Source organism: Pseudomonas wuhanensis (assembly GCF_030687395.1).
Classification (GTDB): domain Bacteria; phylum Pseudomonadota; class Gammaproteobacteria; order Pseudomonadales; family Pseudomonadaceae; genus Aquipseudomonas; species Aquipseudomonas wuhanensis.
This window is the reverse complement of the sequence record NZ_CP117430.1, coordinates 2,507,818-2,531,225: the sequence shown is the minus strand read 5'-3', so window position 1 is coordinate 2,531,225 and position 23,408 is coordinate 2,507,818. Positions and strand designations below refer to the sequence as shown.

The 23,408-nt window shown below is 58.4% G+C and carries 26 protein-coding genes and 1 pseudogene; 15 read left to right on the top strand and 12 right to left on the bottom strand.

Annotated elements, in window-relative coordinates:
- Positions 1-12: 12 nt before the first annotated feature.
- Positions 13-606, bottom strand: coding sequence for an eCIS core domain-containing protein (locus PSH88_RS11760; protein ID WP_305426974.1), 594 nt, complete (start codon positions 604-606; stop codon positions 13-15).
- Positions 607-900: 294 nt separating this feature from the next.
- Between PSH88_RS11760 and PSH88_RS11755 the strand changes: the two genes are divergently transcribed.
- The gene (locus PSH88_RS11755) at positions 901-2,112 is read left to right on the top strand and encodes a patatin-like phospholipase family protein (protein ID WP_305426333.1); all 1,212 of its coding nucleotides are present in this window, start codon (positions 901-903) and stop codon (positions 2,110-2,112) included.
- Positions 2,113-2,526: 414 nt separating this feature from the next.
- Positions 2,527-3,981, top strand: coding sequence for a TrkH family potassium uptake protein (locus PSH88_RS11750; protein WP_305426332.1), 1,455 nt, complete (start codon positions 2,527-2,529; stop codon positions 3,979-3,981).
- Positions 3,982-4,026: 45 nt separating this feature from the next.
- On the opposite strand, the gene PSH88_RS11745 is transcribed toward PSH88_RS11750, so the two are convergent.
- From PSH88_RS11745 to PSH88_RS11735, 3 genes are all read right to left on the bottom strand, one after another.
- Positions 4,027-4,209 carry a hypothetical protein gene (locus PSH88_RS11745; protein ID WP_305426331.1) on the bottom strand — a complete coding sequence of 61 codons (183 nt, stop codon included), beginning with the start codon at positions 4,207-4,209 and terminating at the stop codon, positions 4,027-4,029.
- 170 nt (positions 4,210-4,379) lie between these two features.
- The gene (locus PSH88_RS11740) at positions 4,380-4,607 is read right to left on the bottom strand and encodes a hypothetical protein (protein ID WP_305426330.1); all 228 of its coding nucleotides are present in this window, start codon (positions 4,605-4,607) and stop codon (positions 4,380-4,382) included.
- 111 nt (positions 4,608-4,718) lie between these two features.
- Positions 4,719-5,162 (bottom strand): GFA family protein, encoded by a 444-nt coding sequence (locus PSH88_RS11735; RefSeq protein ID WP_305426329.1) that lies wholly within the window; start codon positions 5,160-5,162, stop codon positions 4,719-4,721.
- A 104-nt stretch (positions 5,163-5,266) separates the two neighbouring features.
- Between PSH88_RS11735 and PSH88_RS11730 the strand changes: the two genes are divergently transcribed.
- Positions 5,267-6,214 (top strand): LysR family transcriptional regulator, encoded by a 948-nt coding sequence (locus PSH88_RS11730; RefSeq protein ID WP_305426328.1) that lies wholly within the window; start codon positions 5,267-5,269, stop codon positions 6,212-6,214.
- Here PSH88_RS11730 and PSH88_RS11725 read toward each other — a convergent pair.
- Complete coding sequence (locus PSH88_RS11725) at positions 6,142-7,056, bottom strand: LysR family transcriptional regulator (protein ID WP_305426327.1); 915 nt, start codon at positions 7,054-7,056, stop codon at positions 6,142-6,144. The genes PSH88_RS11730 and PSH88_RS11725 overlap by 73 nt on opposite strands.
- A 95-nt stretch (positions 7,057-7,151) precedes the next feature.
- Here PSH88_RS11725 and PSH88_RS11720 point away from each other — a divergent pair, with 95 nt between their 5' ends.
- The 7 genes and pseudogenes from PSH88_RS11720 to PSH88_RS11690 all read left to right on the top strand — a co-directional run.
- A complete protein-coding gene (locus tag PSH88_RS11720; RefSeq protein WP_305426326.1) occupies positions 7,152-8,288 on the top strand; it encodes a DSD1 family PLP-dependent enzyme in 1,137 nt (378 codons plus the stop codon).
- The gene (locus tag PSH88_RS11715; RefSeq protein ID WP_305426325.1) at positions 8,278-8,691 is read left to right on the top strand and encodes a RidA family protein; all 414 of its coding nucleotides are present in this window, start codon (positions 8,278-8,280) and stop codon (positions 8,689-8,691) included. The genes PSH88_RS11720 and PSH88_RS11715 overlap by 11 nt, the downstream gene beginning before the upstream one ends.
- A gap of 115 nt (positions 8,692-8,806) precedes the next feature.
- The gene (locus tag PSH88_RS11710) at positions 8,807-9,802 is read left to right on the top strand and encodes an MBL fold metallo-hydrolase (protein WP_305426324.1); all 996 of its coding nucleotides are present in this window, start codon (positions 8,807-8,809) and stop codon (positions 9,800-9,802) included.
- A 153-nt stretch (positions 9,803-9,955) separates the two neighbouring features.
- Entirely contained in the window at positions 9,956-10,867 is a 912-nt protein-coding gene (locus PSH88_RS11705; RefSeq protein ID WP_305426323.1) for a LysR family transcriptional regulator, read from the top strand.
- 185 nt (positions 10,868-11,052) lie between these two features.
- Positions 11,053-12,000, top strand: coding sequence for an alpha/beta fold hydrolase (locus PSH88_RS11700; RefSeq protein ID WP_305426322.1), 948 nt, complete (start codon positions 11,053-11,055; stop codon positions 11,998-12,000).
- Between the two features lie 139 nt (positions 12,001-12,139).
- On the top strand, positions 12,140-12,943 hold the full coding sequence (locus PSH88_RS11695) for an alpha/beta fold hydrolase (RefSeq protein WP_305426321.1): 804 nt from the start codon (positions 12,140-12,142) through the stop codon (positions 12,941-12,943).
- A gap of 141 nt (positions 12,944-13,084) precedes the next feature.
- Positions 13,085-13,162 (top strand): annotated as a pseudogene (locus PSH88_RS11690) (thiol-disulfide oxidoreductase); the annotation flags it as partial.
- 81 nt (positions 13,163-13,243) lie between these two features.
- Here PSH88_RS11690 and PSH88_RS11685 read toward each other — a convergent pair.
- Positions 13,244-14,461, bottom strand: a complete 1,218-nt coding sequence (locus PSH88_RS11685) for an MFS transporter (RefSeq protein ID WP_305426320.1) — start codon at positions 14,459-14,461, stop codon at positions 13,244-13,246.
- 129 nt (positions 14,462-14,590) lie between these two features.
- On the opposite strand from PSH88_RS11685, the gene PSH88_RS11680 reads away from it, so the two are divergent.
- The gene (locus PSH88_RS11680) at positions 14,591-15,259 is read left to right on the top strand and encodes a TetR/AcrR family transcriptional regulator (RefSeq protein ID WP_305426319.1); all 669 of its coding nucleotides are present in this window, start codon (positions 14,591-14,593) and stop codon (positions 15,257-15,259) included.
- Positions 15,260-15,391: 132 nt separating this feature from the next.
- On the opposite strand, the gene PSH88_RS11675 is transcribed toward PSH88_RS11680, so the two are convergent.
- Entirely contained in the window at positions 15,392-16,321 is a 930-nt protein-coding gene (locus PSH88_RS11675; protein WP_305426318.1) for a LysR family transcriptional regulator, read from the bottom strand.
- A 155-nt stretch (positions 16,322-16,476) separates the two neighbouring features.
- On the opposite strand from PSH88_RS11675, the gene PSH88_RS11670 reads away from it, so the two are divergent.
- Together PSH88_RS11670 and PSH88_RS11665 are read left to right on the top strand one after the other, a co-directional pair.
- Entirely contained in the window at positions 16,477-17,235 is a 759-nt protein-coding gene (locus PSH88_RS11670; protein WP_305426317.1) for a sulfite exporter TauE/SafE family protein, read from the top strand.
- Positions 17,236-17,384: 149 nt separating this feature from the next.
- The gene (locus tag PSH88_RS11665) at positions 17,385-17,825 is read left to right on the top strand and encodes a phage infection protein (RefSeq protein WP_305426316.1); all 441 of its coding nucleotides are present in this window, start codon (positions 17,385-17,387) and stop codon (positions 17,823-17,825) included.
- A 59-nt stretch (positions 17,826-17,884) separates the two neighbouring features.
- Here the strand turns inward: PSH88_RS11665 and PSH88_RS11660 are convergent, their stop codons facing one another.
- From PSH88_RS11660 to PSH88_RS11650, 3 genes are all read right to left on the bottom strand, one after another.
- Positions 17,885-19,216 carry an IS4 family transposase gene (locus tag PSH88_RS11660; RefSeq protein WP_305424671.1) on the bottom strand — a complete coding sequence of 444 codons (1,332 nt, stop codon included), beginning with the start codon at positions 19,214-19,216 and terminating at the stop codon, positions 17,885-17,887.
- Positions 19,217-19,346: 130 nt separating this feature from the next.
- A complete protein-coding gene (locus PSH88_RS11655) occupies positions 19,347-19,769 on the bottom strand; it encodes an arsenate reductase ArsC (protein ID WP_305426315.1) in 423 nt (140 codons plus the stop codon).
- 80 nt (positions 19,770-19,849) lie between these two features.
- Positions 19,850-20,785: a Ppx/GppA family phosphatase gene (locus PSH88_RS11650; RefSeq protein WP_305426314.1), complete on the bottom strand. Its 936-nt coding sequence runs from the start codon at positions 20,783-20,785 to the stop codon at positions 19,850-19,852.
- Positions 20,786-21,155: 370 nt separating this feature from the next.
- On the opposite strand from PSH88_RS11650, the gene PSH88_RS11645 reads away from it, so the two are divergent.
- The gene (locus tag PSH88_RS11645) at positions 21,156-21,461 is read left to right on the top strand and encodes a panthothenate synthetase (RefSeq protein WP_305426313.1); all 306 of its coding nucleotides are present in this window, start codon (positions 21,156-21,158) and stop codon (positions 21,459-21,461) included.
- 156 nt (positions 21,462-21,617) lie between these two features.
- Here PSH88_RS11645 and PSH88_RS11640 read toward each other — a convergent pair whose 3' ends face one another.
- Both PSH88_RS11640 and PSH88_RS11635 read right to left on the bottom strand, forming a co-directional pair.
- Positions 21,618-21,953 carry a hypothetical protein gene (locus PSH88_RS11640; RefSeq protein ID WP_305426312.1) on the bottom strand — a complete coding sequence of 112 codons (336 nt, stop codon included), beginning with the start codon at positions 21,951-21,953 and terminating at the stop codon, positions 21,618-21,620.
- A 124-nt stretch (positions 21,954-22,077) separates the two neighbouring features.
- Complete coding sequence (locus tag PSH88_RS11635; protein ID WP_305426311.1) at positions 22,078-22,467, bottom strand: c-type cytochrome; 390 nt, start codon at positions 22,465-22,467, stop codon at positions 22,078-22,080.
- 133 nt (positions 22,468-22,600) lie between these two features.
- On the opposite strand from PSH88_RS11635, the gene PSH88_RS11630 reads away from it, so the two are divergent.
- On the top strand, positions 22,601-23,398 hold the full coding sequence (locus PSH88_RS11630; protein WP_305426310.1) for an alpha/beta fold hydrolase: 798 nt from the start codon (positions 22,601-22,603) through the stop codon (positions 23,396-23,398).
- The last annotated feature ends 10 nt before the right edge of the window (positions 23,399-23,408 follow it).

Here is a 23,408-nt window from a genome sequence, read left to right as displayed (position 1 = left end):
ACCGGGAGCTTTTCAGTAAGCCCCTTCCCGCACGACCCGCCTGACCTCAGCCTGTATGGCATAAGCCGGCGCCTCCACAGCATTGAAGTCTTGTGTATAGCGCTGGGCAAATCCTTCTACCCCCCATTCCTGATACTGCTGCACATGCTTTAGTTCGTGCGCCCAGAGCGCGATGTTCTGTTCTGCGGTTTGAGCGTCCCGGAAGAGGATGATGTCGATCAGCGTCACGGCACCGACATCGGGGTTTTGCAGCATGGCAGTGGCGGCGTTGAATTGGCCGTTGTCGCTAACTTTGTAGCGCGCGGCATCGAGGACGCTGGGGTCGTACCAGCGCAGCAGTTGCTCGCGGATGTGCGGCGCAATGGGTTGGCTGCCGGTGCTGGCTTCAGCGCGGGCTTGGGTCAGCCACAGCGCCAGGGCAGGTGCTGCGATCTGGTAGATGCCATCAGGCAGGGGACCGAGCACCTGCCCTACATCTGGCAGGCAGATACAGCCGTCCAGACACACTTGTTTCTCGCCAGTTGGGCAGGCGTTGCTCTGGGCCGGCACTTCAAGCGTCAGGCATAGAACAAACAGCGCCACCAGGCGCGTGGTCATGGGCGGCATTGGGCGCTCCAGGGACGGACGCAGCGCCAGATCGCGCGCGCCCAACATGATCAGTGCTCCACACGTTGTTTTCGTCTAATTATGGCCAAGACCATGCATCCAGAAGAACACAGCAAAGCCTAGTTCAGCGATGGCAGCCGTTCCAGGCCCGGGTGCCGGGCGCTCGATCCGGAGGTTGCGCAATAACGACGCGGCGCAGCGATGCTATCGTTCTATCTATTGCAAGCGATCAGGACGCAGATGCAATGACGCCACGGGCAGGCGAATCGAAAATTTTTCGAGTGATAGATGACTATGAAAATCACCAGTCTGATTGTGGCGCTGTTGGTACTGATGCAAGGCTGCGCCTGGGCGCCGCCTCGCCTGGACGCGGTGCCGTCCGAGTTGACGGCGAGAGCGCAGATCCCGGGAATGACCGGGGTGCGTTATGTCGCCGGTGGAGACATGACAGAGCTGAGCCGAGTCGCACTTGAAGCGCTGCAGCGGGAAGAGGCCTACCTTGTGAAGCAGGGGCACAAGGGACCTTTGCCGCCAGCAGTATTTCTGGCCATTTCGGGCGGCGGTGACAACGGCGCGTTCACCGCGGGATTGTTGAATGGCTGGACGGCTACAGGAAAGCGTCCTGAATTCAAACTCGTTACCGGCATCAGCACGGGCGCGCTGATTGCACCTTTCGCCTTTCTTGGGCCGAAATACGACGCGACGCTGAAGAGGGTCTATACCACCTTATCGCCGAAAGACGTCCTTGTGCCGCGCAGCTTTATCTCAGGCGTCTTGAGCGATGCGATGTCGGACAATGCACCGCTGTTGAAGCTGACGCGCAAATCGGTGACCGAGGATACGCTCAAGGAGATCGCCGCCGAGTACGCGAAGGGCCGCTTTCTGTTGATCGCCACCGCTGACCTCGATGCGCGACGCCCGATTATCTGGGACATGGGGAAAATCGCGACCTATGGTGGTCCTGAGGCATTGGACCTTTTCGTGAAAATCATGATCGCATCCGCCTCGATTCCGGGAGGATTTCCGCCAATGATGATCGATGTGGAGGTCGACGGTAAAACCTATCAGGAAATGCACGTAGACGGGGGCATCATGGCGCAGGTCTTCGCTTATCCGGCCGGGATCCGTATCAACGAGGAGGCGGCAAAAGCAGGATTCACCCGCGAGCGTAAACTCTACGTGATACGCAACGCGCGACTCGATCCGGACTGGGCGGATGTCGAGCGCAGCACCATGAGCATCGCTGGGCGCGCGATCGCCTCGTTGATCCACAGCCAAGGCATCGGCGACCTCTACCGGATCTATGCCACCACCCAGCGCGACGGTGTGGACTTCAACCTCGGATTCATACCGGCGAGCTTCAACTTCCCCCACAAGGAAGAGTTCGACAACGAGTACATGCGCAAGCTCTACGACACCGGTTATGACATGGCGTTGCAGGGCTTCCCGTGGCTCAAGGTGCCGCCCGGATTCGTGCCTCCAGGTGGAAGAGCAACGGGAAAATAAGTTCGATTTCGTTGAGCAAAGGACCAAGGGTCCGTCGACAGTCATGTCGAGATGAATTCGGTTAACCAGTCCGGTTCACCTCACAGACAGCCATCAGTCAAAAGCAGTCATTTCCCACTCCTGGAACATGGCCATCAGCTATAGATTTTAGGATAGAAACGACCTGTCAGGATTTTGGCTTAAGCATTAGTAACGCGTTAATGTCAGATGGTAACGGGCGATACAATTACGAATCTGTCGGGTAGAACCCGGCAGGATAGCCTCCGCAGGTCCACGCTTTGGCTAAGCATTCGCGCAAATGGCTAATGCCGATCAGATGGACTCAGCTCCACCGGGGAATTTTACGTAAACTTTACGGGTAGCCATGTTGACTCAATTGATACTGTGCGGTGCTCATCAGCCAGGCGTTCTTTTATGTCCATTGCAGTACTGCGGCTTATCGGATTTATTCTGGGTATTTTTTTGATCACGTTGGCCGTGAGCATGGTTATTCCCATGTTTACACTGGTGGTTTATGAGCGCAGTGATGATCTGTCGGCGTTTCTCTGGTCGAGCCTGATCACTTTCGTCTGTGGACTGGCGCTGATTATTCGCGGGCGTCCAGAGGTTGCCCAACTTCGTCCACGAGATATGTACCTGTTGACCACGACCAGTTGGGTTGTCGTCTGCGCCTTTGCGGCTTTGCCGATGGTGCTCATCCATCACATCAGCTACACCGATGCGTTTTTTGAAACGATGTCCGGCATCACCACTACCGGCTCGACGATTTTGACGGGGCTGGATACCGCGTCACCAGGATTACTGATTTGGCGCTCGATGCTGCACTGGCTCGGCGGAATTGGTTTTATCGGCATGGCCGTGGCGATTTTGCCTTTGTTGCGAGTCGGCGGCATGCGTTTGTTTCAGACAGAATCTTCAGACTGGTCAGAGAAAGTCACACCACGCTCTCACGTCGCGGCGAAGTATATTCTGGTGCTCTACCTCGGGCTGACCGGGGTGTCCGCTCTGGCGCTATGGGTAGCGGGAATGACGCCTTTCGAAGCGATCAATCATGCGATGTCATTTATTTCAACGGGCGGCTTTTCAACCTCGGATGCATCCCTGGCGCACTGGCCTCAACCGGCTATTCATTGGGTATCCGTGGTCGTCATGATTCTCGGCAGCCTGCCTTTCACCTTGTATGTCGCCACACTACGGGGCAACAAAAGTGCGTTATTAAAAGACCATCAGGTGCGAGGGTTCATTGGGTTTCTGGTGATTACCTGGCTGCTATTTGGTACGTGGTTGTGCATTAACAGTGACTACAGCTGGTGGGAAGCGTTTCGTATCGTGGCCGTCAATGTAACCTCGGTGGTCACGACCACGGGTTTAGCCCTCGGGGATTACACCTTATGGGGCAGCTTTTCTGTTTTGCTGTTTTTCTATTTGACCTTCGTCGGCGGCTGCTCTGGGTCTACGGCGGGAGGGCTTAAAATATTCCGCTTTCAGGTCGCCTCCTCCTTGCTGATGGGCAGCCTGAAACAACTGATTCATCCTCGTGCGGTGATTCGGAAAAAATACAACGGCCATCCCATTGACGAAGACATCGCACGTTCACTGCTGACCTTTTCATTCTTTTTCACCATCACCATCGGTGGCATTGCCCTGGGGTTGGCGCTGATCGGTCTTGATTGGACGACAGCCTTAAGCGGTGCTGCCACCGCAGTTTGCAACGTGGGTCCCGGACTGGGGACGATCATTGGTCCAGCAGGCAACTTCTCGACCTTGCCGGATGCGGCAAAATGGCTGCTGACGGTCGGCATGCTCTTGGGAAGGCTGGAAATTTTGACGGTGCTGGTGCTGCTCACACCAGTCTTTTGGAGGTACTAATTGAGTCGATAGCGACGGTCTGGCCTAGACCGTCGCAGTGGATGGTCAGACTTCTGTCTGCCATTCGGCAGGCTGTCCTGCTTGATGATTCCAGAAGGTCTGGAACAGACATCCCGCTGTCAGCATGCAGTGAGGGACTTCCAGCGTCGGCAGGAGCGTCAGCAATTGCTGGTTGATGACGTTTCCTTTGGCGATCGCCAGTACTTGCTCGTTGGTCAGTGAATGCATCAATACCCTCCATGGTGGCTGGAGGTGAGCTTACCTGACCGAGGCCTTGGGTGAATTATTTAATGTGGCCGATTTCTGCCTGTCATGACCGGTTGAATCCACAGCCAACAGCAGTCCTTCAATTATGCCGAGGCGCGCGTTGCTGGCTGCAGCACCTCGCATCAACCGGGTTAATCGACGACTTTTATCTGCGTCAGCCCTACCCGCTCAGCCTGCTCTAAAATCTCCGCCGGCGTCGCGTCCGCAGTGGGCATGATCAGGCTGTTCTCACCATCCCCAAAATGCAGCTGTAGCAGGTGCATCGCCGCCTCATGGACAGGCAGTTGAGGTTGCTCGAGTTCGAACATGTGCGCGCGTGGTTCGCCGTTGAACAGGTATTCCAGGGTGTAGTTGCGCATGGTGGGATCCTCGTAGTAGGAAGTGCAACTGTCCATCCTGACTTCAGCCAGCTTTTAGTTCGGCTGCTCGGCTTTGCACTGGCCGCTTTCTGCTTGGGATAACGTCAGGAACTACACCGGACGTGCTTGCAGCGCCTGGGCGAAGGCCTCTGGTGTCGGGCTTTCCGGCCAGCTCGGGGTACCCTCGGCCAGCTGCAGCCAGGGCTGCCTTCGCTTCACCCAAATGTGCGCAATGGGCTTGATTGCAGCACTGTTGTGCAGGGTCCCGGCGCGTAATACCAGCATACCGGGAGCCGCGCTGGTGGTGTTGTAGATGCGCGTATGGCAATGGGCGCAGAGCCGATGATGGCTGGCCGGGTGCGCGCCTTCGTAGCGGTAGTCGCTTAACTCGCCAGTGATCTGCAGAGCATCCTCGGGCAATAGTGCGTGCAAGCCAAACGCACTGCCGCTGGTTGTCTGGCAATCCAGACAATGGCAGGCATAGCTCGGTGGCAAGTTATCCGTAGCAACAACGTAGCTCACCGCGCCACAATGGCATCCACCCGTAATCTTCATGCAATCCCCCTTTTGTATGCGTTAGCCACTGTTGCCGTGCAGCATGACGTTGGCGCGGGGTGAAACCAACTCCCTAAAGTTGCTGTGCCGCTAGTAGGAAATGTATGAGCCCACTCACCCTGCATTGGGAAAATCAGCGCGCATTCCTCGCAGTTCTGCGCACTGGAAGCTTGTCCGGTGCCGCGCGCATGCTGGGTATCGCCCAGGCCACGGCGCGCCGTCGCATTGAGGCACTGGAAAGCAGCGTGGGTGTCAATCTGTTTACCCGCTCCCCCGCAGGCTTGATTCCCACGGAAACAGCCCGTGAGCTGATCGCCCATGTGGAGAGCATGGCGCTGGCCGCCGAAGCCTTCAACCGCGCAGCTTCAGCCGAAGCGATAGCCGGTGGAGGGACGGTGCGAATCACCAGCAGCGACTTGCTGGGCATCGAAGTGCTGCCGCAGTTGCTGCAACCCATCGGCCGTGCCCATCCTCAGCTGGCCTTTGAACTGAGCGTCAACAACCGTCTTGAAGCCCTGGCCCGCCAGGAAGCGGACATTGCCATTCGCACTCACCGCCCCACAGAGGCAGACGTGATAACCCGGCGTGTTGGTGCCTTGCAGATTGGGCTGTACGCGACCCAGGAGTTGCTTGATCGGTATGGCACACCCACCAGTCTGGAAAGCTTGGCGCGCCTGCCCATGATCGGCCCCGACCGCAACCTCGCCGACATCCAGACCCTCAGCGCGCGGGGCTTTCCCTTTGCGCAGCAGCACTTCCAACTGCGCAGCGACAATCACCTCGCTCTACAGGCCGCCCTGCGCGCAGGCATCGGTATAGGGGTGTGCCCGAGCCAGTTGGCGGCGCGCGACGGGCTGACCCGCGTGCTGCCCGATGCGCTGGATTTTGCCGTGGATGTATGGATTGCCACGCATCGCGACTTGAGGCGCATACCGCGCATCCAGCAGGCCTTCGACGCGCTGGCCGCAGCGCTGGAGGCCTATTTGGATGAGCGTGTTTCGTTGCCGGCTGCCGCCATCAGCGACGTTTCCAGAAAACCGATCAGCGCCTGAATACGGCTGCTGCGGTTTTTCCGCGAGGGCACCAGCAAGGTGATGGGCGCGCTGTCGAATTGCCAGTCCTCCAACACACGGACCAGAGTGCCTTTGGCAATCGCATCCGTTACGTCCCACTGCGACCGCAGTACCAACCCTAACCCCTGCTCGGCCCAGCGCCGGGCAACGCCACCATCGTTGCTCAACAGCGCCGGTTCGATGCGCACAGTGTGCCGCGCCGAACGCTTGCGCAGGTGCCACAAGGTGACGTCTTCCTCGTTCTCACGGATGCAGACGCAGCGATGCCCAGCCAACTCATCCGGCGCGTGTGGCGTGCCGTGGCGGCTCAGATAGTCGGGGCTGGCGCATAACCAACGCTCGTTCTGGGCCAGAGGTCGCGCAACCCATGAACTGTCGTTGACGCGACCGATATGGATCACCGCATCGCTGTCGTGACGATCCGGCCAGGGCGTTTCACGTAGATCCAGGTGCAGGCGCAACTGCGGATGCAGTTTGGCGAAGCGCGCCAGCAACGGAGCCAACCGCTGCCGTCCATAACCAAAGGGGGCCGCCAGGCGCAGGGTGCCGACCAGTTGATCGTCGTGCTGTTTGAAGGACTCCGGCAGCGCCTCCAGTTGCTCCAGCAACAATGCACTTTCCCGCGCAAAACGTTCGCCTTCAGCGGTCAAGCTCAGGCGCCGGGCATCGCGATTGGCCAGGGTTGTGCCGAGCAGTGCCTCGAGTTTACGCAGGCGCATGGACAGGGCCGGTGGCGACACATTCAGTGTTCTGGCAGCCGCACTCAGAGATTCAGAGCGCGCCAGGGTTACCGCCAAACGCAGATCTTCGATAGCGATCATTCAGATTCACTTAAAGATAGATGACGCCTGATTGAACCACAGCTTCACGATTGCTGCGTAGAGTCAGCATCACAACCACCACCGGACTACCGATCATGTCAGCCACCCTGCTTGCCCTCGATACACCGGCCGCCCTCATAGACATGGCCCGTATGCACCGCAACATAGTACGTATGCAGTTGCGCATGGACAGCCTGGAGGTGCGCCTGCGCCCCCACGTGAAAACCAGCAAATGTCTGCCGGTTCTGCGTGCGCAGATAGCCGCCGGCGCTGCCGGGGTCACGGTCTCCACCCTGAAGGAAGCCGAGTACTGCTTCGCCGACGGCGTCGCCGACGTGCTGTACGCCGTTGCAATGACACCTGGAAAGTTGCTCCAGGTACTGACGCTCAGACGCAAGGGCTGCCGTTTGAGCATCATTACCGACAGCGTGGCTGGAGCGCAGGCCATCGTCGCCTTCGGCCAACAGCACGATGAATGCTTCGAGGTATGGATTGAAATCGACAGCGACGGCCATCGTTCCGGGCTCAAGGTCGAGGATCCGGCATTACTGCAAGTCGCCCAGGTGCTGTGTGCCGGAAGCATGCAACTCGTCGGCGTAATGACCCACGCCGGGTCCAGCTATGAGCTGGATAACCTGCAAGCCTTGCAGGCCATGGCCGAACAGGAGCGCGCCACCTGTGTCGCCGCTGCGCAAACGATTCGCGCTGCCGGCCTGCCATGCCCGCAGGTTAGCGTCGGCTCGACGCCAACAGCGCTGTCGGCACTGAGCCTGGAAGGAGTCACCGAAGTGCGGGCTGGCGTGTACGTGTTCTTCGATCTGGTGATGCACAACATTGGCGTGTGCCAGCCAGAAGACCTGGCGCTGAGCGTACTTACCACGGTAATCGGACATCAGGTCGAAAAAGGCTGGTTACTCACCGACTCAGGCTGGATGGCCATGAGCCGTGACCGCGGCACCCAGAAACAACACCGGGACTTCGCCTACGGCCAGGTTTGCACGGCCGATGGCAACTGGATTGAGGGAGCGCTGCTCAGCGGTGCCAATCAGGAGCACGGCATTATTACCTTCGAGCCTGAACAAGGGCGGGACCTGGTTGCCCAATTTCCAATCGGCAGTCGCCTGCGCATCCTGCCCAACCACGCCTGCGCAACTGGCGCGCAGTTCCCTCACTACCATGCCTGCGACATCGACGGTGGGGTACACACCTGGAGTCGCCTGCATGGCTGGTAAAGACGCAGCGCTCATCGCGCGTATACACACCGCTGCCGCAGCAGCTCCTGGTGGTCATTATGCTCAGGCAGTGAGCTATCAGGGCCTGCTGTATATATCCGGGCAACTGCCGGTACGTGCGGATGGCAGCCATAGCGCCGACCAGAGTTTTGATGTTCAGGCCTCAATCGCTCTCGATAATTTACTGGCGATCCTGACACAGGCAGGCTGCCTGCCCGACGATCTGCTGAAGGTGACCCTGTACATCGTCGGCATTGAACATTGGCCAGTACTGGATAAGCGTTATGCCTGCTGCCTGGGCGAGCATCGCCCGGCTCGCGCCGTGGTGCCGGTACCGGCACTGCATCATGGCTACCTGATCGAGGTTGACGCGATTGCACGGCATCCAGGCCCCTGTAACTAAAGCCATCAGCCATAGCGATGGCTCGTATAAGGGCGAGCACAGTTCATTACGCAACGCGCTTTATCTACCTTTGTTCCAGCGATCACCCATGGTCGCACTAGCCTAGGTACTCATCATGCGTAACCACGCGCGGTTCTATCTCGCGACCATACTGACAGCCGCCCTGTTCACAGGTGCAACCTATTCGCTGCCTTCCACTGCTGGGCCAGCACCACAGACATCGACCGTAGGTGCTGCATCGACACATAAACCCGCACTCGCAGGAGTTTACGCCTTCAACCTCGGCAAGTTCCGCATCATCGCCCTGAGCGACGGGACGCTGCCACTGGATCTGCATCCGCTGCTTAGAGGCATCAGTCCAAAGCAGATCGACGCACTGCTGCAACGCGGATTTACTCGCAACCCGCTGGAAACGTCGATCAATGCCTACCTCGTCGATACGGGCTCACACGTGGTGCTGGTCGATACCGGCGCTGGTGAGCTGTTCGGTAGCGTTGGCGGAAAGCTACCCGAAAGCCTGGCTGCCGCGGGTTACGAGCCGGCACAGATCAGCGATGTGCTGATTACCCACATCCATACCGATCACTCCGGCGGCCTGGTACGCAGCGGGCAAATGATGTTTCCCAATGCGACCATCCACGTCGGCCAAGCCGATGTCGACTTCTTTCTGGATCGCGCCAACCTGGAAAAGGGGCTGAAACCGGCGCATCTGGAAGAAGCGTTGAAGACAGTTGGCCCCTACCAGCGTGCAGGCAAGCTGAAGCCCTTCGCCGCCCAATCAGAAATCCTTCCGGGTATCACCGCCATTCCCACGCCGGGACATACCCCGGGCCACAGCTTCTTTCGGGTCGTTAGCGAAGGCGAGAGTATCGATTTCTGGGGCGACATCATGCACGTCGGCCTCATCCAGTTCTCGCGCCCAGAGGTGACTATCACCTTCGACGTCAACCAGAACGCTGCTCGCGCCCAGCGGCTAGAACAATTCGAGACCGCCGCGAGTGAACAGCGTTTGTCAGCGGTCGCTCACTTACCCTTTCCGGGGATAGGTCACATCCGACGCGAAGCCGGCAGGTATGAGTGGGTACCCGCCCAATACCGCAATCGCGACTAATGCGTCAGGCCTGGGCCGCAACTAATCCAGGACGAAATACAGTGCGAATGGCTCCCCGGTTACGGCGGGGCCAGAGGCTATACAACTCGGTACTTTGTCTGTTTTCATTCCCAACAAGCAGGCTTGCTTGATAGCGCTGACCGAGGAATGGTGATGAATTACACGCAAATCGATGGATCGCTGCTACTTGCACTAAAAGCGCTGCTTGAAGAGCGCAACGTCACACGAGCGGCGGTCCAGTTAGGCATCAGCCAACCCGCCTTATCAGCGCGCCTGGTGCGTCTGCGCGACATCCTGGAGGACCCCTTGTTCGTCCCGGCGGCAAACGGCCGAGGTGTTGTCCCAACCCCTCGTGCAGAGGCTCTGGAGCAGGAGCTGCTGCATGTACTTGAGGGGCTCAAGCGACTGGTCAGCCAGCCTGAGCTGTTTGATCCAGCCACCACTACCCGCACCTTTGTCGTCGCCCTTTTCGAAACCCCTGCTGCGGTACTCATTCCCGAGCTCTGTGCGAATTTTGCACGTGAGGCTCCCAATGCGCGTTTGGCCTGTATTTATCCGCCACGCGATGTGTACGAGAAGCTTGAGCAAGGACAGATCGATCTATTGATCACCGTGCCGGATGGCCTGCCTGGAGACCTCATGCAGCGCCCGCTTTGGGAAGACGGGTTTCGAACTGCGCAACGCAAGGGGCACCCCCGCGGCACCGGGCCTTTGGATATTGAAAGCTTCTGCTCCCTCAACCACATCCTTGTCTCTACGCAAGGGGGGCGTTTCGCAGGCATGGTAGATGAGGCACTCCTCGAGCAAGGTTACTCGCGCAATGTGATGTACTCGGTTCAAAACTACTCCCACGTTCCCCTGGTTCTTTCCACTACGGATGCGGTGTGCACGCTGCCCTCTCGCTTCCTGAGCCAATACTCTGATCGGCTGGACCTCTTCGAACCTCCGCTCGGGTTATCTGCACTGCGTCTGGTGTTGGCATGGCATGCTCGTACCCATAAGGATGCCGGCCACCAATGGCTGCGCCGACAGCTCTATCTAAGCGCCCAACTGGAGCCAAGTTGAACGCGCTGTGATGGATAGACCGCCTAAGAGGATCACCTGAGATTTAGCCGTTCTCGAAGCCATCGGCCCGGGCTATGGCAGCTATCAGGGTTACGGCAGTTCTCGGGCCCTCTGTCCCTCCTTACTCTCCAAGACACGATCAGTACCGGTCGTGACAGGTCACCCGACTCTCTTGGAGATATACGATGAACACCCTGAATCGCACTCTGGCATTGGCAACCCTGGCTCTCGCTACTCTTTCCGCCGAGGGCTCGCAGCCCAATAAAACTGGCACCCGCGCATCCGCTGTCGGCATCCAGTCTGCGAGCTACGTCACGACCAAAGACGGCGTGCAGCTCTATTACAAGGACTGGGGGCCACGAGACGGCCAGGTGGTCGTATTCAGCCACGGCTGGCCGCTGAACTCGGACAGCTGGGAGGCGCAGATGCTGTTCCTCGCTGACAAAGGCTACCGCGTTGTCGCCCATGACCGTCGTGGCCACGGCCGTTCCAGCCAACCCTGGGAAGGCAACGACATGGATCACTACGCCGACGATCTGGCAGCCGTACTTGAAGCACTGAACCTGAAAGACGTCACCCTGGTCGGCTTCTCCACCGGTGGCGGAGAAGTGGCTCGCTACATCGGCCGCCACGGCACCCGTCGCGTCAAGAAAGCGGTTCTGGTGGCAGCCGTTCCACCGCTGATGTTACAGACCGAAAGCAACCCCAACGGCCTGCCGATAAAAGTGTTCGATGACCTGCGCAAGGCCTCACTGGAAAATCGCTCGCAGCTCTACCTCGATATCGCTTCCGGCCCTTTCTTCGGTTTCAACCGTGAAGGCGCCACCCCGTCTCAGGGCTTGATTCAGTCGTTCTGGGTCCAGGGTATGCAGGCTGGCCACAAGAACACTTACGACTCCATCGCAGCATTCTCGGCTACCGATTTCCGTGAGGATCTACGGGAGTTCGATGTGCCTACCTTGGTAATCCACGGTGGCGACGACCAGATCGTGCCTGTGGATACCTCAGCCAAGACCTCGGCAGCACTGATCAAGGGAGCCGAACTGATTGTATATCCCGGTGCACCACACGGGCTCACCGACACTCACAAGCAGCGCCTTAATCAGGATCTGTTGGACTTCCTGCAGAAGTAAGTCCATCGCACCCCGGCCCCATCCTCCTCATGTACTGCCCAGGTGGCTGCAAGCCAATCAACGCCCCATAACCATGGGCCGCGCATGAGCGTTACCCCTAAAGCAGCGTTACCAACCCAATCCACGAAAGGAAATCATCATGCGCAATTTCAAGTCCTTCTTGACCACCACCATCACCACTGCATTGGCTCTGGCATCACTTAATAGTTTAGCCGCCGCGCAAGCCACAACCGCCAAGCCCACCGTAGTGCTTGTGCATGGCGCATTCGCCGAATCGTCCAGCTGGAATGGCGTTGCCGCTCAGTTGTTGAGTCAGGGTTACCCAGTCATTGCCGCAGCAAACCCGCTGCGCGGAGTGAAGAATGACGCGGATTATGTTGCCGACATCGTCGAGCAAACCGCCGGTCCGGTGATCCTCGTGGGTCACTCCTACGGCGGGGCCGTGATATCCAACGCAGGCCACGACAACGCCAGGATCAAGGCGCTTGTTTACGTCGCAGCCTTCGCACCGGACAAAGGCGAAACAGCCATCGAGCTGTCCGGTCGCTACCCTGGCGGCACCCTTGGCCCGACCTTGGCAGCTCCGGTGCTGCTGGACGATGGCAATAAGGATCTCTACATCCTGCAGGACAAATTCGGTCAGCAGTTTGCCGCTGACGTTCCTGCTGCCGAGTCCGCGCTGATGGCCGCAACCCAACGTCCGATCAGCGAGTTTGCATTGACCGAGGCGTCTGGCGACCCGGCCTGGAAGAAACTACCGTCCTGGTTCATCTACGGTTCGGCGGACAAGAACATTCCCGAGGCCGCGCTGAAGTTCATGGCCGAGCGAGCCGGCTCGAAAAAAACTGTCACCGTCCAGGGAGCCTCCCATGTGGTGATGACGTCCAACCCGGAGAAAGTTGCAGCGCTGATCATTGAAGCAGCGCAAGCGACCGCTCAGTAAACAGGGGAAGCCGTATGACGTCACGCTAACACGGGTCGACTGACCCATAGTCACGTGACCATATCTGATAACCGGAATGCCAAGCCTCTCGGGCGAACACCCTGACAGCTTGGCTGACCGCTTTGGTTGTAGAGTCAACCGTTGAATCGCTATTGGCTCTTCGGAAAATACGACACGTGCCTTTTGCCTGATCCTGATCATGAGCAACGTTTTTTGTAAGCGCCACTGTGAACGCCTTGGTACGCATCAACTGGATAGCCCGAGCCCCCCATCCAGAACTATTTTTTGGCTTTCTGTGGTTCAGTGCCCCGCCACCGCAGGCCTGCCAGCCGCACGTGAGCCCGATTTGAAGCCGTGGCCCCGAGCTCCCCAGACAATCGCAAACCCTACCCCCACCAACACCACCATTGCCCACGGAAAAGAGGCGACGCCCCACCTATCCAGCAACACTCCACCCACCACCCCACTCCCCGCAATCGCACTATTCCAAGCCACCACGTTCAACGATAAAGCTACATCCGCCCCATTTCCCGCCGCATCCGCCAGCGCCGTTTGCAGCAACGTCGCGGCACCGCCGAAGCTCAACCCCCAAACCGCCATGCCGATGTAGATCACCTCAGGCACGCTACTCAAAAAGCCAAACACCACGGAAACCGCCGCAAACGCCGCCAAGCTCACCAACACAGTCTTGCGCAACAACGGCTCAACCAATTTGGCAGTCACCCAGATCCCTCCCAACGCCGCAATGCCAAACACCAACAACACCAAATCCACCCGATCCCCCAACCCCGCCGGCGCCACGAACGGTGCGATGTAGGTGTAGAGAACGTTGTGTGCCAGCATCCAGCTGATCACCACCGCCAGCACGGGCCGCACGCCCGGCGTGGTCAACACTGTGCGCAGCGACATGCGCTGATGCGCGGCTTGGGGTGGGTAGTCAGGGACTTTCACCAGTACCCAGGCGATCAGCACCAGGGTCAGGGCCGACATGATGCCGAAGGTGGTGCGCCAACCCACCAAGCCACCCAGCCAAGTGCCGAGGGGCACGCCCAGGGACAGGGCAATCGGTGTGCCGACCATGGCCAGCGCCAGCGCCTTGCCCTGTTGATGGGGCGCGACCATGCGTCGGGCGTAGCCGGCCAGCAGACTCCAGGCCAGCCCCGCCGCGACGCCAGCGAAGAAGCGCGCCACCAGGATCACGCCGTAGTGGGAAGACAGCGCGGTGATGGAGTTGAACAGCAAGAAACCGACGACGGTCAGCAGCAGCACGTTACGGCGGCGCCAGCCGCGGGTGGCGATGGTCATGGGGATGACCGCCAGCACCGAGCCCAGGGCGTAGGCGGTGACCATCTGGCCAGCCATGGAAGGAGAAATGGCCAAGCCTGCGCTGATCAGCGGCAACAGGCCGGCGGGCAAAGTTTCGGTGACGATACAGATGAAACCGGTCATGGCCAGCGCGAGCAAGGCGCCGATAGGCAGGCGGTCCGGCGCTGCCGATAAGGTGATTGAGGGTGTCACGGGAAACTCCTTGAGTGAGGATTTCAGACTTAAATACCGATCGATATAAATGTTGAGGGCAGCCAGCGCTCGTTGTCAACGACTTATGTATCGACTAGTATTTATCTCGTCGTCCTGAGGAGTTTTGAAATGGCGCAAATGGGCCGCCCCCGCACCTTCGACCGCGACCACGCGGTGGAACAGGCCTTGCACCTGTTCTGGCAACACGGCTACGACGCGACCTCCCTCGCTCAGTTGAAAGCGAGACTGGGTGGCGGGATTTCCGCGCCGAGTTTTTACGCGGCGTTCGGTTCCAAGGAAGCGTTGTTTGATGAATGTGTGCAGCGTTACCTGGCGACGTTCGCTCAGGTCACCGAATGCCTGTGGGACGAGAGCTTGCCGCCACGCCAGGCCATCGAGACCGCGCTGCGCCAGTCGGCACGCATGCAATGTGAAGACGGCCATCCCAAGGGCTGCATGGTGTCCCTCGGCGTGATGAGCGCGCCCAGCCCGGAGAATGCGCGGGTGGTCGAAGCCTTGGCCCAATCTCGCGCCCACACTCACGCGGGGATTTTGGCGTGTGTTGAGCGGGGTGTCAGTGCCGGTCAGTTGCCGGGCAATATTCACGCGCCCGCGATGGCTACGATGTTCGACAGTTTCCTGCAGGGCATTTCCATCCTCGCTCGGGATAACACGCAGCATGAGGTCATTGATGCGGCCATCACCCAGATACTGCTGACGTGGGACAATGCGGCCTCTACCATGCCGTCCACGGATCACAATGACGAAAAGGGACTGATTGATTCAACCGGTGAGTGATGTGCGCAAAGCCAAGGACTGTGCCGCGAGGCGATTGCGAGACTGCCAAAAACGCTCATTGGTGACTCAACCTCAGGCGGCTACACCCTGGATAGGTCGTCTCACACTGATTGAGGATCAGCATCCAGCCGCCTAAAGCGTCACCGCATGCTTTCGACCAAGGCTGTCGCCAAAGCCACGGATCACTTCCAACATCGATTTCACCCGCAGCGGCAGATTCCCGGCCGGGTACACCGCGTGCATCTGTGGGCTTTCACCGCTGCTGGAGGTGAGTTTGTACTCGGGACAGACCCGCAGCAGGCGCCCCGCTTCCACTTCGGGCTCCGCCATCCAATCCGCCAGACGGGCAATCCCGACGCCCGCCAGGGCCGCCTGGAACACCGCCAAACCGGAGCTGAAACGAAACTTTGGATGAACCCGAAAGCTGATGGCCTGCTCCTCGCTGCGAAAATTCCACTCCTTGAGAATCCGCGGCGCCGTATGCAGGATCAGCGAGTGCGATTCCAGCGCCTCGATGGAGTCAGGCACCCCGCGCCGCTCCAAATACCCGGGGCTGGCATACAGGTAACGTGAATAATTCCAGAGCGGATAGCCGATCAGCTCACTGGATTGCGCAAACGCGCCGCGAATCGAGAAGTCGAGTTTGCTCTTGGCCGGGTCGATGATCTCATCGGTGAAAATCACATCGACGCTCACGTCTGGATAACGCTCGGCGTACTGCGCGATCAGCCGGGGCAATACCCCGTGGCCAAGGAACTCGGGGGCGGAAAAGCGGACCCAGCCGTAGGCCTGGCCGCTGATGCCGGCCAGGTCTTCATCCGCCTCACGTTGCAGATCCAGCATTTTGTAGGCATGGGGCAACAAGCGCTCACCCGCCTCGGTCAAGCTCACGGCATTGGAGGAGCGATTGAACAACTTGACCCCGACACTTTCCTCCAGGGCTTGAACGGCGCGGGTCAGAGCACTGGGAGAGCGCCCCAGGGTCCGTGCCGCCGCGACGAAGCTACGCTTGCGAGCCACCGTTGCGAAGGCTTCGAGCTCCCCCAACATATCCAATGCCATGTGCCACCTCGTTGCACTTTTCACAACGTGGCATTGCAACACAAAAAAAGCGCTTCCGTTAACCTTCCTGCTCAAGGACGCAGGCAAGCCGATGCGACGAAACACGTAGAAGCCGCCGGACGCTCACCCACCCTTCATCGTCAGAGCCTGATTTCATGGTCGATATTATTATCCTTTGCGTGTTCGCCTTCGCCGCCGGCCTGATCGATGCGGCAGTGGGCGGCGGTGGACTGATCCAGATACCCGCGCTGTTCAACGTGCTGCCCACGGCACAACCGGCAGCGCTGCTGGGGACCAACAAGGTCGCGGCAGCCTGCGGCACCGCATTCGCGGCCCGGTCCTTCGTGCGCAAGGTGGTGATCAACTGGGGTCTGGTGATCCCCGCCGCCTGTTCGGCCTTTGTCATGGCCTTCTTCGGAGCCGCCACGGTGTCGTTTGTACCCCAGTCGATGATTCGGCCGGCGGTGCTGGTGTTGATCGTGCTGATGGCGATCTACACCTTCTGGAAAAAGGACTTCGGCGCCCTGCACAAACCCATGCGTATCGGTACCAAGGAAAAATTGCTGGCGATCGTCATCGGCGGTGCGATCGGTTTCTACGACGGACTGTTCGGGCCCGGCACTGGCAGCTTCCTGATCTTCCTGTTTATCCGCTGCTTCGCCTTCGATTTTCTTCATGCCTCGGCATCGGCCAAACTGGTGAATATCGCGACCAACATAGCGGCGCTGATGTTCTTCATTCCGACGGGTAACGTGCTCTACCTGATCGCAATCCCCATGGCGGCATTCAACATCCTGGGCGCGCTGACCGGCACCTGGCTGGCGGTTCATAAAGGCGTGCCCTTTGTCCGGGCTCTGTTCCTGGTGTTGCTGGTGATCCTGATCGGCAAACTGTCTTACGACCTGTTCGTGTAAACCTGAGGACGTGGAGGCGGCATTTGCCCACTACGTTTCAACCATTGCTGGCATCGATAGTCACCATCACGTCAATGAAGTTCTCATAAAAATTCCTCGGCGTAACATCCGCTCCATACCCAACCAATAACACCCCGGAGCACACCATCATGAAACGCCAAATCCTCCTCAGCATCGCTTTCTCGGTTTTTGCAGTTAACGCTTTCGCCGCTTCCTCTACTCACCCGGTCGTCGCTGAAGGCGGCTCGGATCGTCTGATTGAAAGCCGTTTGGCTGAAGGTGGTTCGGATCGCTTGATCGAAAACCGCGTCGCTGAAGGTGGCTCGGATCGTCTGATCGAGAACCGCGTCGCTGAGGGTGGTTCGGATCGTCTGATCGAGAATCGCGTTGCTGAAGGTGGTTCGGATCGTCTGATCGAAAACCGCGTCGCTGAAGGTGGTTCGGATCGTCTGATCGAGAATCGCGTCGCTGAAGGTGGTTCGGATCGTCTGATCGAGAATCGCGTCGCTGAAGGTGGTTCGGATCGTCTGATCGAGAATCGCGTCGCTGAAGGTGGTTCGGATCGTCTGATTCAGAATCGTGCAGCATGAATGAGTGGCTTTACCGCAACACTCAACCAAAAAACCCGGCCTCATCAGCCTAATGCTGTTCACTTAAGCGGAGCAGCCTTACGGTCTACTGGAAACCGGGTCTTTGATATTTTCACCGTCCTTGGCCTTGAAGGTCTTGGACGGTGATCCAGAAACAATCCTCCGATACCTGCCCTTAACTCTGCCAATCGTCTGCCTGTGGCTGAAATCGGGTTGGCCGCTGCCATCACTATCAGTTGCACGGCAATGTACTGGCAAGCCGGTTTGAAACGAATGTCCGAGGGGGCTCGGCCAAACGCCACCGCCGCCTGGCTGGCTTCCCGACGAATCACGTTATAAGCCAACAAAAGTCCCCAAACCTCCTGATAGACCAAGTCGACTTTTTTGCTACGCAAGGTCACTGCGTTCTGCTGCATCGAGCTCTTGATGTCCCTGAAGCCCAATTCGATCTCCCAGCGTTCCTGATACAGCTTGGCCACGGCCTTGGCGTTGTAGGCGTTAGCCGGCAATGACGTCATGACGGTCTTTAGCTTGCCTTGAATTTCATAACTGACTTCGCGGGCCTCCCAATGCGTTGGAAGGGTCGGGTTTCGCTTCCTGGCCTGCGGCGAGACTTTCATGCGCACCCAACGATCGTGCTGGCTGTAGCGGGTCACTTCTTCGCAGACCATTCCTTTTTTTGCCGGGATCAACCAATGACGGTTGCTACCAGCACTGCTCAGGCTCGACAGCAGTTCGGCCCCCCAGAATCCTTTGTCGAACAACGTCACCGAGTGATCGGGGATCTGCTGCAGGAACTCGTCGGCCAAGCGCATTTCACTGCGTCGGTAAGGGCTCAATTGCGCATCCAGGATCACGTGCGAACGTACATTCATCAACGCCACCAGGCGCAGCATGGGAAACGGAGTCTGGCGGTCGCTCGGGGTGTTTCCCGACCCGAAGTGGTCCCGAAGCTCGGGCGTATCCGGGGTGCGCAAGAGTGCTCCGTCCACTGCGAACACCTGCAGTTCATGCCAGGCGTCACCGTCATAGCGCTCCGCGCCCCATTGGGTTCCCGTCTTGCGGAACAGCCACTCAACGGGATCGGCGCCGAGCCGCTTACGCGCTTCGGTCAGACCGCTACGGGCCAACAGGTGGTCAGAGGCCAGGCCTTGGGCGCAGATGTTCAAACGTCTGGCCACTTCGTGAACCGGTTCATCACGAAACAGCGCCATGCCGAGCACCAGCCAAAGCACTTGGTCAGCGGGCAGGCGACGTCGACGAATGGTGGCCTGACTGGAAAGATCCAGCGCAGACGCGACCCACTCTATGGGGATGTTTTGGGTGAAGGTGCTCAGGTCGCAGAAGTTGAAAAGGTCGCCGAGGTCGAGCAGGTCCTGTTGAACAGACATAAAAAATCCGATGCCAGATATCTGGCATCGGATTTTCGGATAAGCCCAGCTGAGACTCAAATGCTTAAGTGAACAGCATTAGCCTCATCAGCCGGGTTTTTTCATGCGTTTTTAGTGCCCGACGGGATCATCAAAGATGGTCAGCGCGGGTCTTCACAGTGATGAACATTTTGATGCGGTCGTGGATTTCCTGAATGGCATGACGGAAGGGATCGTGTTTTTCACTGGTGACGGGGTCCTCGAAATTCCACACGATCACTTCTCCGGCGGTAGGCATCCGCGAAGCCTCTTCGGAGGACTTGTCACACAGCGTAATCACATAATGGAACGGCTGCCCCTCAAACTCATCGATGGCTTTACTGCGCAACTCCGTGGTGTCGATGCCTACGTGATCGAGAGACTCCAGCGTGCGGGGGTCAACTTCACTGGCCACAAGACCCGCGCTAAAGGCTTCGAAGTGTTCGGAGTCAGTGTGCCGAAGTAGCGCTTGCGCCATCAGCGAGCGAACGTCATTTTTTGCGCAAACGAACAGAACCCGGCGTTTGTCAGCCATCACGTCCTCACATTCTTTCTGATCTAAATAACAATGCTTTTTTTACAGCAGCGTTTGCCAATAACAGCAACGGCTGCCATTTAGTGTTTGGACATCAGGCCATGAAGAACGCCCAGCCTTAATCCCGGTTCGGAAGGACTCATGTGCGAGATGCCGAATACTTTGAACGCCGCCAGCATAAGCACCAGGCCACCGGGCAAGATATTCAGGCGATGGGGTGGTAAGCCCGCCAATTTGAGTTGTTTAACATGCCCCACTTCCAGCAGACGCAACGACAAGCGTAAAAGACCGCCGTAGGTGATACCGCTTTGACCATCGTCATTCAAACCATTGGCCTTGAGCACTTTGGCAAGCATTCGTGCAGTACCTGAAGAGCCAATAGTTTGCTGCCAACCCAGCGCGCGATAACGACGGGTAACTTTTTCAAACTGCAGAGTGGCCACGCGCTCGGCCTCCAGGAGCGCCTTCGCCGATAGACAGCCCCCCTGAAAGTAACGCGCGCCAACAGTACCGCTGCCAATGGCAATGCTCTCGGTCAAGAGGGGCTGAGTGCCCTGCCCCAGAATCAACTCAGTAGAGCCGCCGCCGATATCCACGACCAGGCGCATACTTTCTGTACTGGGGATCGTATGGGCAACACCGGCGTACACCAGTCGGGCCTCTTCATGCCCAGAGATGACATCGATACGAAAGCCCAGGTGCCGCTCCGCGCTGGCCAGAAACAGTTGGGCATTATCGGCTTCGCGGACGGCACTGGTCGCCACTGCCCGCACGCGACCGGCCTCAAAGCCGCGCAGTTTTTTGCCAAATCGCGCGAGCGCTTGCCACCCCCGATCCAGCGCCAACTCGTCCAGCGCCCCGCCCTGAAACCCCTCCGCCAAACGGACAGGCTCTCGCAAGGTTTTCACTTCCTGGATCATGAACCCCTGATTGCGCCTGACCGACTGGCCGATCATCATGCGAAACGCATTGGACCCCAGGTCAATGGCCGCAAACAGGGAGGCGTCTCCTTTCATTAGGGGGGATTCCTGGCAAATTCATCAGCCCGCAGACGGAATTCCGTCTATGCGCTCAAGACGGTTTGCGAGGAGCTTGCCATTCGTTCGATGACACCGTGATGACACCCTCTAGCCTTTTCAAAAGAACAGACACCGGGCAAACCTGCCTGGGTAACCGCAACATTGCGGCATACACGCCCTGACCCTGCCAGGCCTCGCCGCTGAATCATCAAGAATGACCGTCCGTAACTCTGCCCCGGCAGCCTCGAACCCTTCGCTATTCTTAACCACACACCACCGCTGGCACGGCTGAAGCACGGCTTGCGGCATCATCGTCAGGAGTAAGGATCCGGGTAAGGAGCACGCCACCTCAACAGAGTATCGAGTAATGAAAATGCTACTGATGGTCGAGTTTCCCCATGAGCCTTTCAACGCGCTTGTCAGGTCGGGGAAGGTCGGCGAAATCATGAACCGCGTGCTGGAAACCATTAAGCCGGAGGCGGCTTATTTCACTGAACATGATGGAATGCGAAGTGGGATTTTTCTGATCGATATAGAAGACCCTTCCGAAATTCCCGGCTATGCGGAACCCTTCTTTCTCAACTTTCAGGCCAACTGCAAATTCCGAGTGGTCATGAGCCCACTAGAGCTGCAAAACGCCGGTCTGGAGGAGCTCGGTAAAGCATGGGCGTGAGGTGTTATCAATGAGAGGGAAACCTGTGGCGAGGGAGCTTGCTCGCGCTTGAGTGCGTAGCGCTCACAAAAATCGGCCATTGCGGTCGGACTTTTTTGGGGCCGTACGCTGCCCAGCGCGAGCAAGCTCGCTCGCCACACAGGCAGCGTATGTCGCTTACTGAACGGTTTTCAGCTTGATCACATCACCGGAGATCTTGGTGGTGTAACCGGTCAGAGCCCAAGCCCAGAACCAGTTTTCCTGCACTTGGGTGTTGATCATCGCGTCGCCGCCCCGGGCTTTGATCGCGGCGTTCTGAGCGCGGATGAAACGGTTGTTCTGCTGGATCGGGATGAGACCAAACAGCAAGAGGCCAGTGGCGGTCGCTTCACTGTGGCCAACAACGGTGTACTGGCTGCTGTCGTACTGCTGAGTCTTCATCGGGGTGCCGGTGCAACCCGCCAGAACCAGACCGAACAGGGCTACGGCAACAACTTTGCTGAGATAATTCACTGAGACACTCCATTAGAAATACCCGGGATCCGTCTCTCGGGCGGCGCATACTTTAACGGATGAAGTGGCTCATTGATATCACCTGTACAGCCTTTACGCGGTAAACATTTTGATGAGGCATAGATTATTGCGGCTGAAATGTCTGAAGGTAGGCCAACAGGTTTTCGATCTTCTCCGGATCGCTGAGGCCCCAGAAAATCATCCGGGTTCCGGGGACCACTTCTTTTGGCGCTTCGATGTATGCGGTGAGTGTTTCGCGGGTCCAGATGACGCCTGATGATTTCATCGCGGTTGAATACTGGTAGTCCGTGGTGCTTCCCGCAGGACGCCCGAAAATGGCATTGAGGTGAGGACCAAAAGAACCCCGCGCCGAAGTCCCTACTTGATGACAGCCGCCACAGATACGGGTAAATAGTTTCTGACCGGCTTCGGCATCCCCCGCCGCTTCGGCTTGCATGCTGAATAACCCGGTATTGAGCATCAAGGCGAAGGTAAGGATGGCGGCGTTTTTCATGTGGCGCTCCAAATCAGGTGTTACTGGCAGCAAAAACGGGTGGCTATTTCATCATGACTGGCTGCTACACCGAAGCCTTGAAGTTAATCTATAACTCGCTTCGTCCCTTTAACGTCGTTGCAGGAGAGCCAGAATGAAACCCGTCGAACCCTTTTATCGGGACGCTGGCGTGGGTCCGGGCGTTGTCTGCTTTCATGCCAATGCGAGTCACTCGGTGCAGTGGCGTGGACTGCAAGATCACCTGGCCGCAAAGTTTCGGGTCTTGGCGCTCGACTCGTTTGGCGCCGGCAAGAGCCCGGCGTGGCCCACCGATCGAATCGTCACCCTCAGTGAAGAAGCGCGTTTCGCCGAGCCGGTGCTCGCCCGCGCCGGCGAACCGCTCATTCTGGTCGGTCACTCTTATGGTGGGGCGGTGGCGTTGATCACAGCGTTGCAGAACCCTGGCCGGGTGCGCGCCATGGCGGTGTATGAGCCAACATTGTTTGCCCTGCTCGACGCCGAATCGCCCCCACCCAATGACGCGGATGCCATCCGTGAAGTCGTTGCAGACGCCGGACTGGCACTTGAGGCGGGTAACCTGGACGCAGCGGCCCAGCACTTCATTGACTACTGGATGGGTGCCGGAGCCTGGGAGCAAACCCCGGAACAACGCAAGCCCTCCATCGCCGCTGCGGTGGCCAATGTGCAGGGCTGGGCTCACGCGCTGTTGACCGAGCCGACGCCATTGCAGGCGTTCCGTTCGCTCAACCTGCCGGTGCTTTTCATGGTCGGCAAGGACTCACCGGCATCGTCACGGGCAGTGGCGCGGCTGCTGACCGGCGCACTGCCGAACGTTGAAGTGGTCGAGCTCGAGGGGCTCGGTCATATGGGGCCGATTACGCATCCGGAGATCGTCAATCAGGTCATCGAGCAATTTATTGAGCGCAGTTGACCTGATTCCA

What these genes read in the sequence shown, in the direction of transcription:
- PSH88_RS11730 (WP_305426328.1), top strand. Translation starts at nt 5,267, where the DNA reads ATGAGCCCACTCACCCTGCATTGGGAAAATCAGCGCGCATTCCTCGCA.
- PSH88_RS11725 (WP_305426327.1), bottom strand. Translation starts at nt 7,056, where the DNA reads ATGATCGCTATCGAAGATCTGCGTTTGGCGGTAACCCTGGCGCGCTCT.
- PSH88_RS11665 (WP_305426316.1), top strand. Translation starts at nt 17,385, where the DNA reads ATGAAACGCCAAATCCTCCTCAGCATCGCTTTCTCGGTTTTTGCAGTT.
- PSH88_RS11745 (WP_305426331.1), bottom strand. Translation starts at nt 4,209, where the DNA reads ATGCATTCACTGACCAACGAGCAAGTACTGGCGATCGCCAAAGGAAAC.
- PSH88_RS11740 (WP_305426330.1), bottom strand. Translation starts at nt 4,607, where the DNA reads ATGCGCAACTACACCCTGGAATACCTGTTCAACGGCGAACCACGCGCG.
- PSH88_RS11705 (WP_305426323.1), top strand. Translation starts at nt 9,956, where the DNA reads ATGAATTACACGCAAATCGATGGATCGCTGCTACTTGCACTAAAAGCG.
- PSH88_RS11680 (WP_305426319.1), top strand. Translation starts at nt 14,591, where the DNA reads ATGGCGCAAATGGGCCGCCCCCGCACCTTCGACCGCGACCACGCGGTG.
- PSH88_RS11755 (WP_305426333.1), top strand. Translation starts at nt 901, where the DNA reads ATGAAAATCACCAGTCTGATTGTGGCGCTGTTGGTACTGATGCAAGGC.
- PSH88_RS11630 (WP_305426310.1), top strand. Translation starts at nt 22,601, where the DNA reads ATGAAACCCGTCGAACCCTTTTATCGGGACGCTGGCGTGGGTCCGGGC.
- PSH88_RS11660 (WP_305424671.1), bottom strand. Translation starts at nt 19,216, where the DNA reads ATGTCTGTTCAACAGGACCTGCTCGACCTCGGCGACCTTTTCAACTTC.
- PSH88_RS11650 (WP_305426314.1), bottom strand. Translation starts at nt 20,785, where the DNA reads ATGAAAGGAGACGCCTCCCTGTTTGCGGCCATTGACCTGGGGTCCAAT.
- PSH88_RS11715 (WP_305426325.1), top strand. Translation starts at nt 8,278, where the DNA reads ATGGCTGGTAAAGACGCAGCGCTCATCGCGCGTATACACACCGCTGCC.
- PSH88_RS11675 (WP_305426318.1), bottom strand. Translation starts at nt 16,321, where the DNA reads ATGGCATTGGATATGTTGGGGGAGCTCGAAGCCTTCGCAACGGTGGCT.
- PSH88_RS11700 (WP_305426322.1), top strand. Translation starts at nt 11,053, where the DNA reads ATGAACACCCTGAATCGCACTCTGGCATTGGCAACCCTGGCTCTCGCT.
- PSH88_RS11670 (WP_305426317.1), top strand. Translation starts at nt 16,477, where the DNA reads ATGGTCGATATTATTATCCTTTGCGTGTTCGCCTTCGCCGCCGGCCTG.
- PSH88_RS11635 (WP_305426311.1), bottom strand. Translation starts at nt 22,467, where the DNA reads ATGAAAAACGCCGCCATCCTTACCTTCGCCTTGATGCTCAATACCGGG.
- PSH88_RS11720 (WP_305426326.1), top strand. Translation starts at nt 7,152, where the DNA reads ATGTCAGCCACCCTGCTTGCCCTCGATACACCGGCCGCCCTCATAGAC.
- PSH88_RS11735 (WP_305426329.1), bottom strand. Translation starts at nt 5,162, where the DNA reads ATGAAGATTACGGGTGGATGCCATTGTGGCGCGGTGAGCTACGTTGTT.
- PSH88_RS11760 (WP_305426974.1), bottom strand. Translation starts at nt 606, where the DNA reads ATGCCGCCCATGACCACGCGCCTGGTGGCGCTGTTTGTTCTATGCCTG.
- PSH88_RS11710 (WP_305426324.1), top strand. Translation starts at nt 8,807, where the DNA reads ATGCGTAACCACGCGCGGTTCTATCTCGCGACCATACTGACAGCCGCC.
- PSH88_RS11655 (WP_305426315.1), bottom strand. Translation starts at nt 19,769, where the DNA reads ATGGCTGACAAACGCCGGGTTCTGTTCGTTTGCGCAAAAAATGACGTT.
- PSH88_RS11750 (WP_305426332.1), top strand. Translation starts at nt 2,527, where the DNA reads ATGTCCATTGCAGTACTGCGGCTTATCGGATTTATTCTGGGTATTTTT.
- PSH88_RS11695 (WP_305426321.1), top strand. Translation starts at nt 12,140, where the DNA reads ATGCGCAATTTCAAGTCCTTCTTGACCACCACCATCACCACTGCATTG.
- PSH88_RS11645 (WP_305426313.1), top strand. Translation starts at nt 21,156, where the DNA reads ATGAAAATGCTACTGATGGTCGAGTTTCCCCATGAGCCTTTCAACGCG.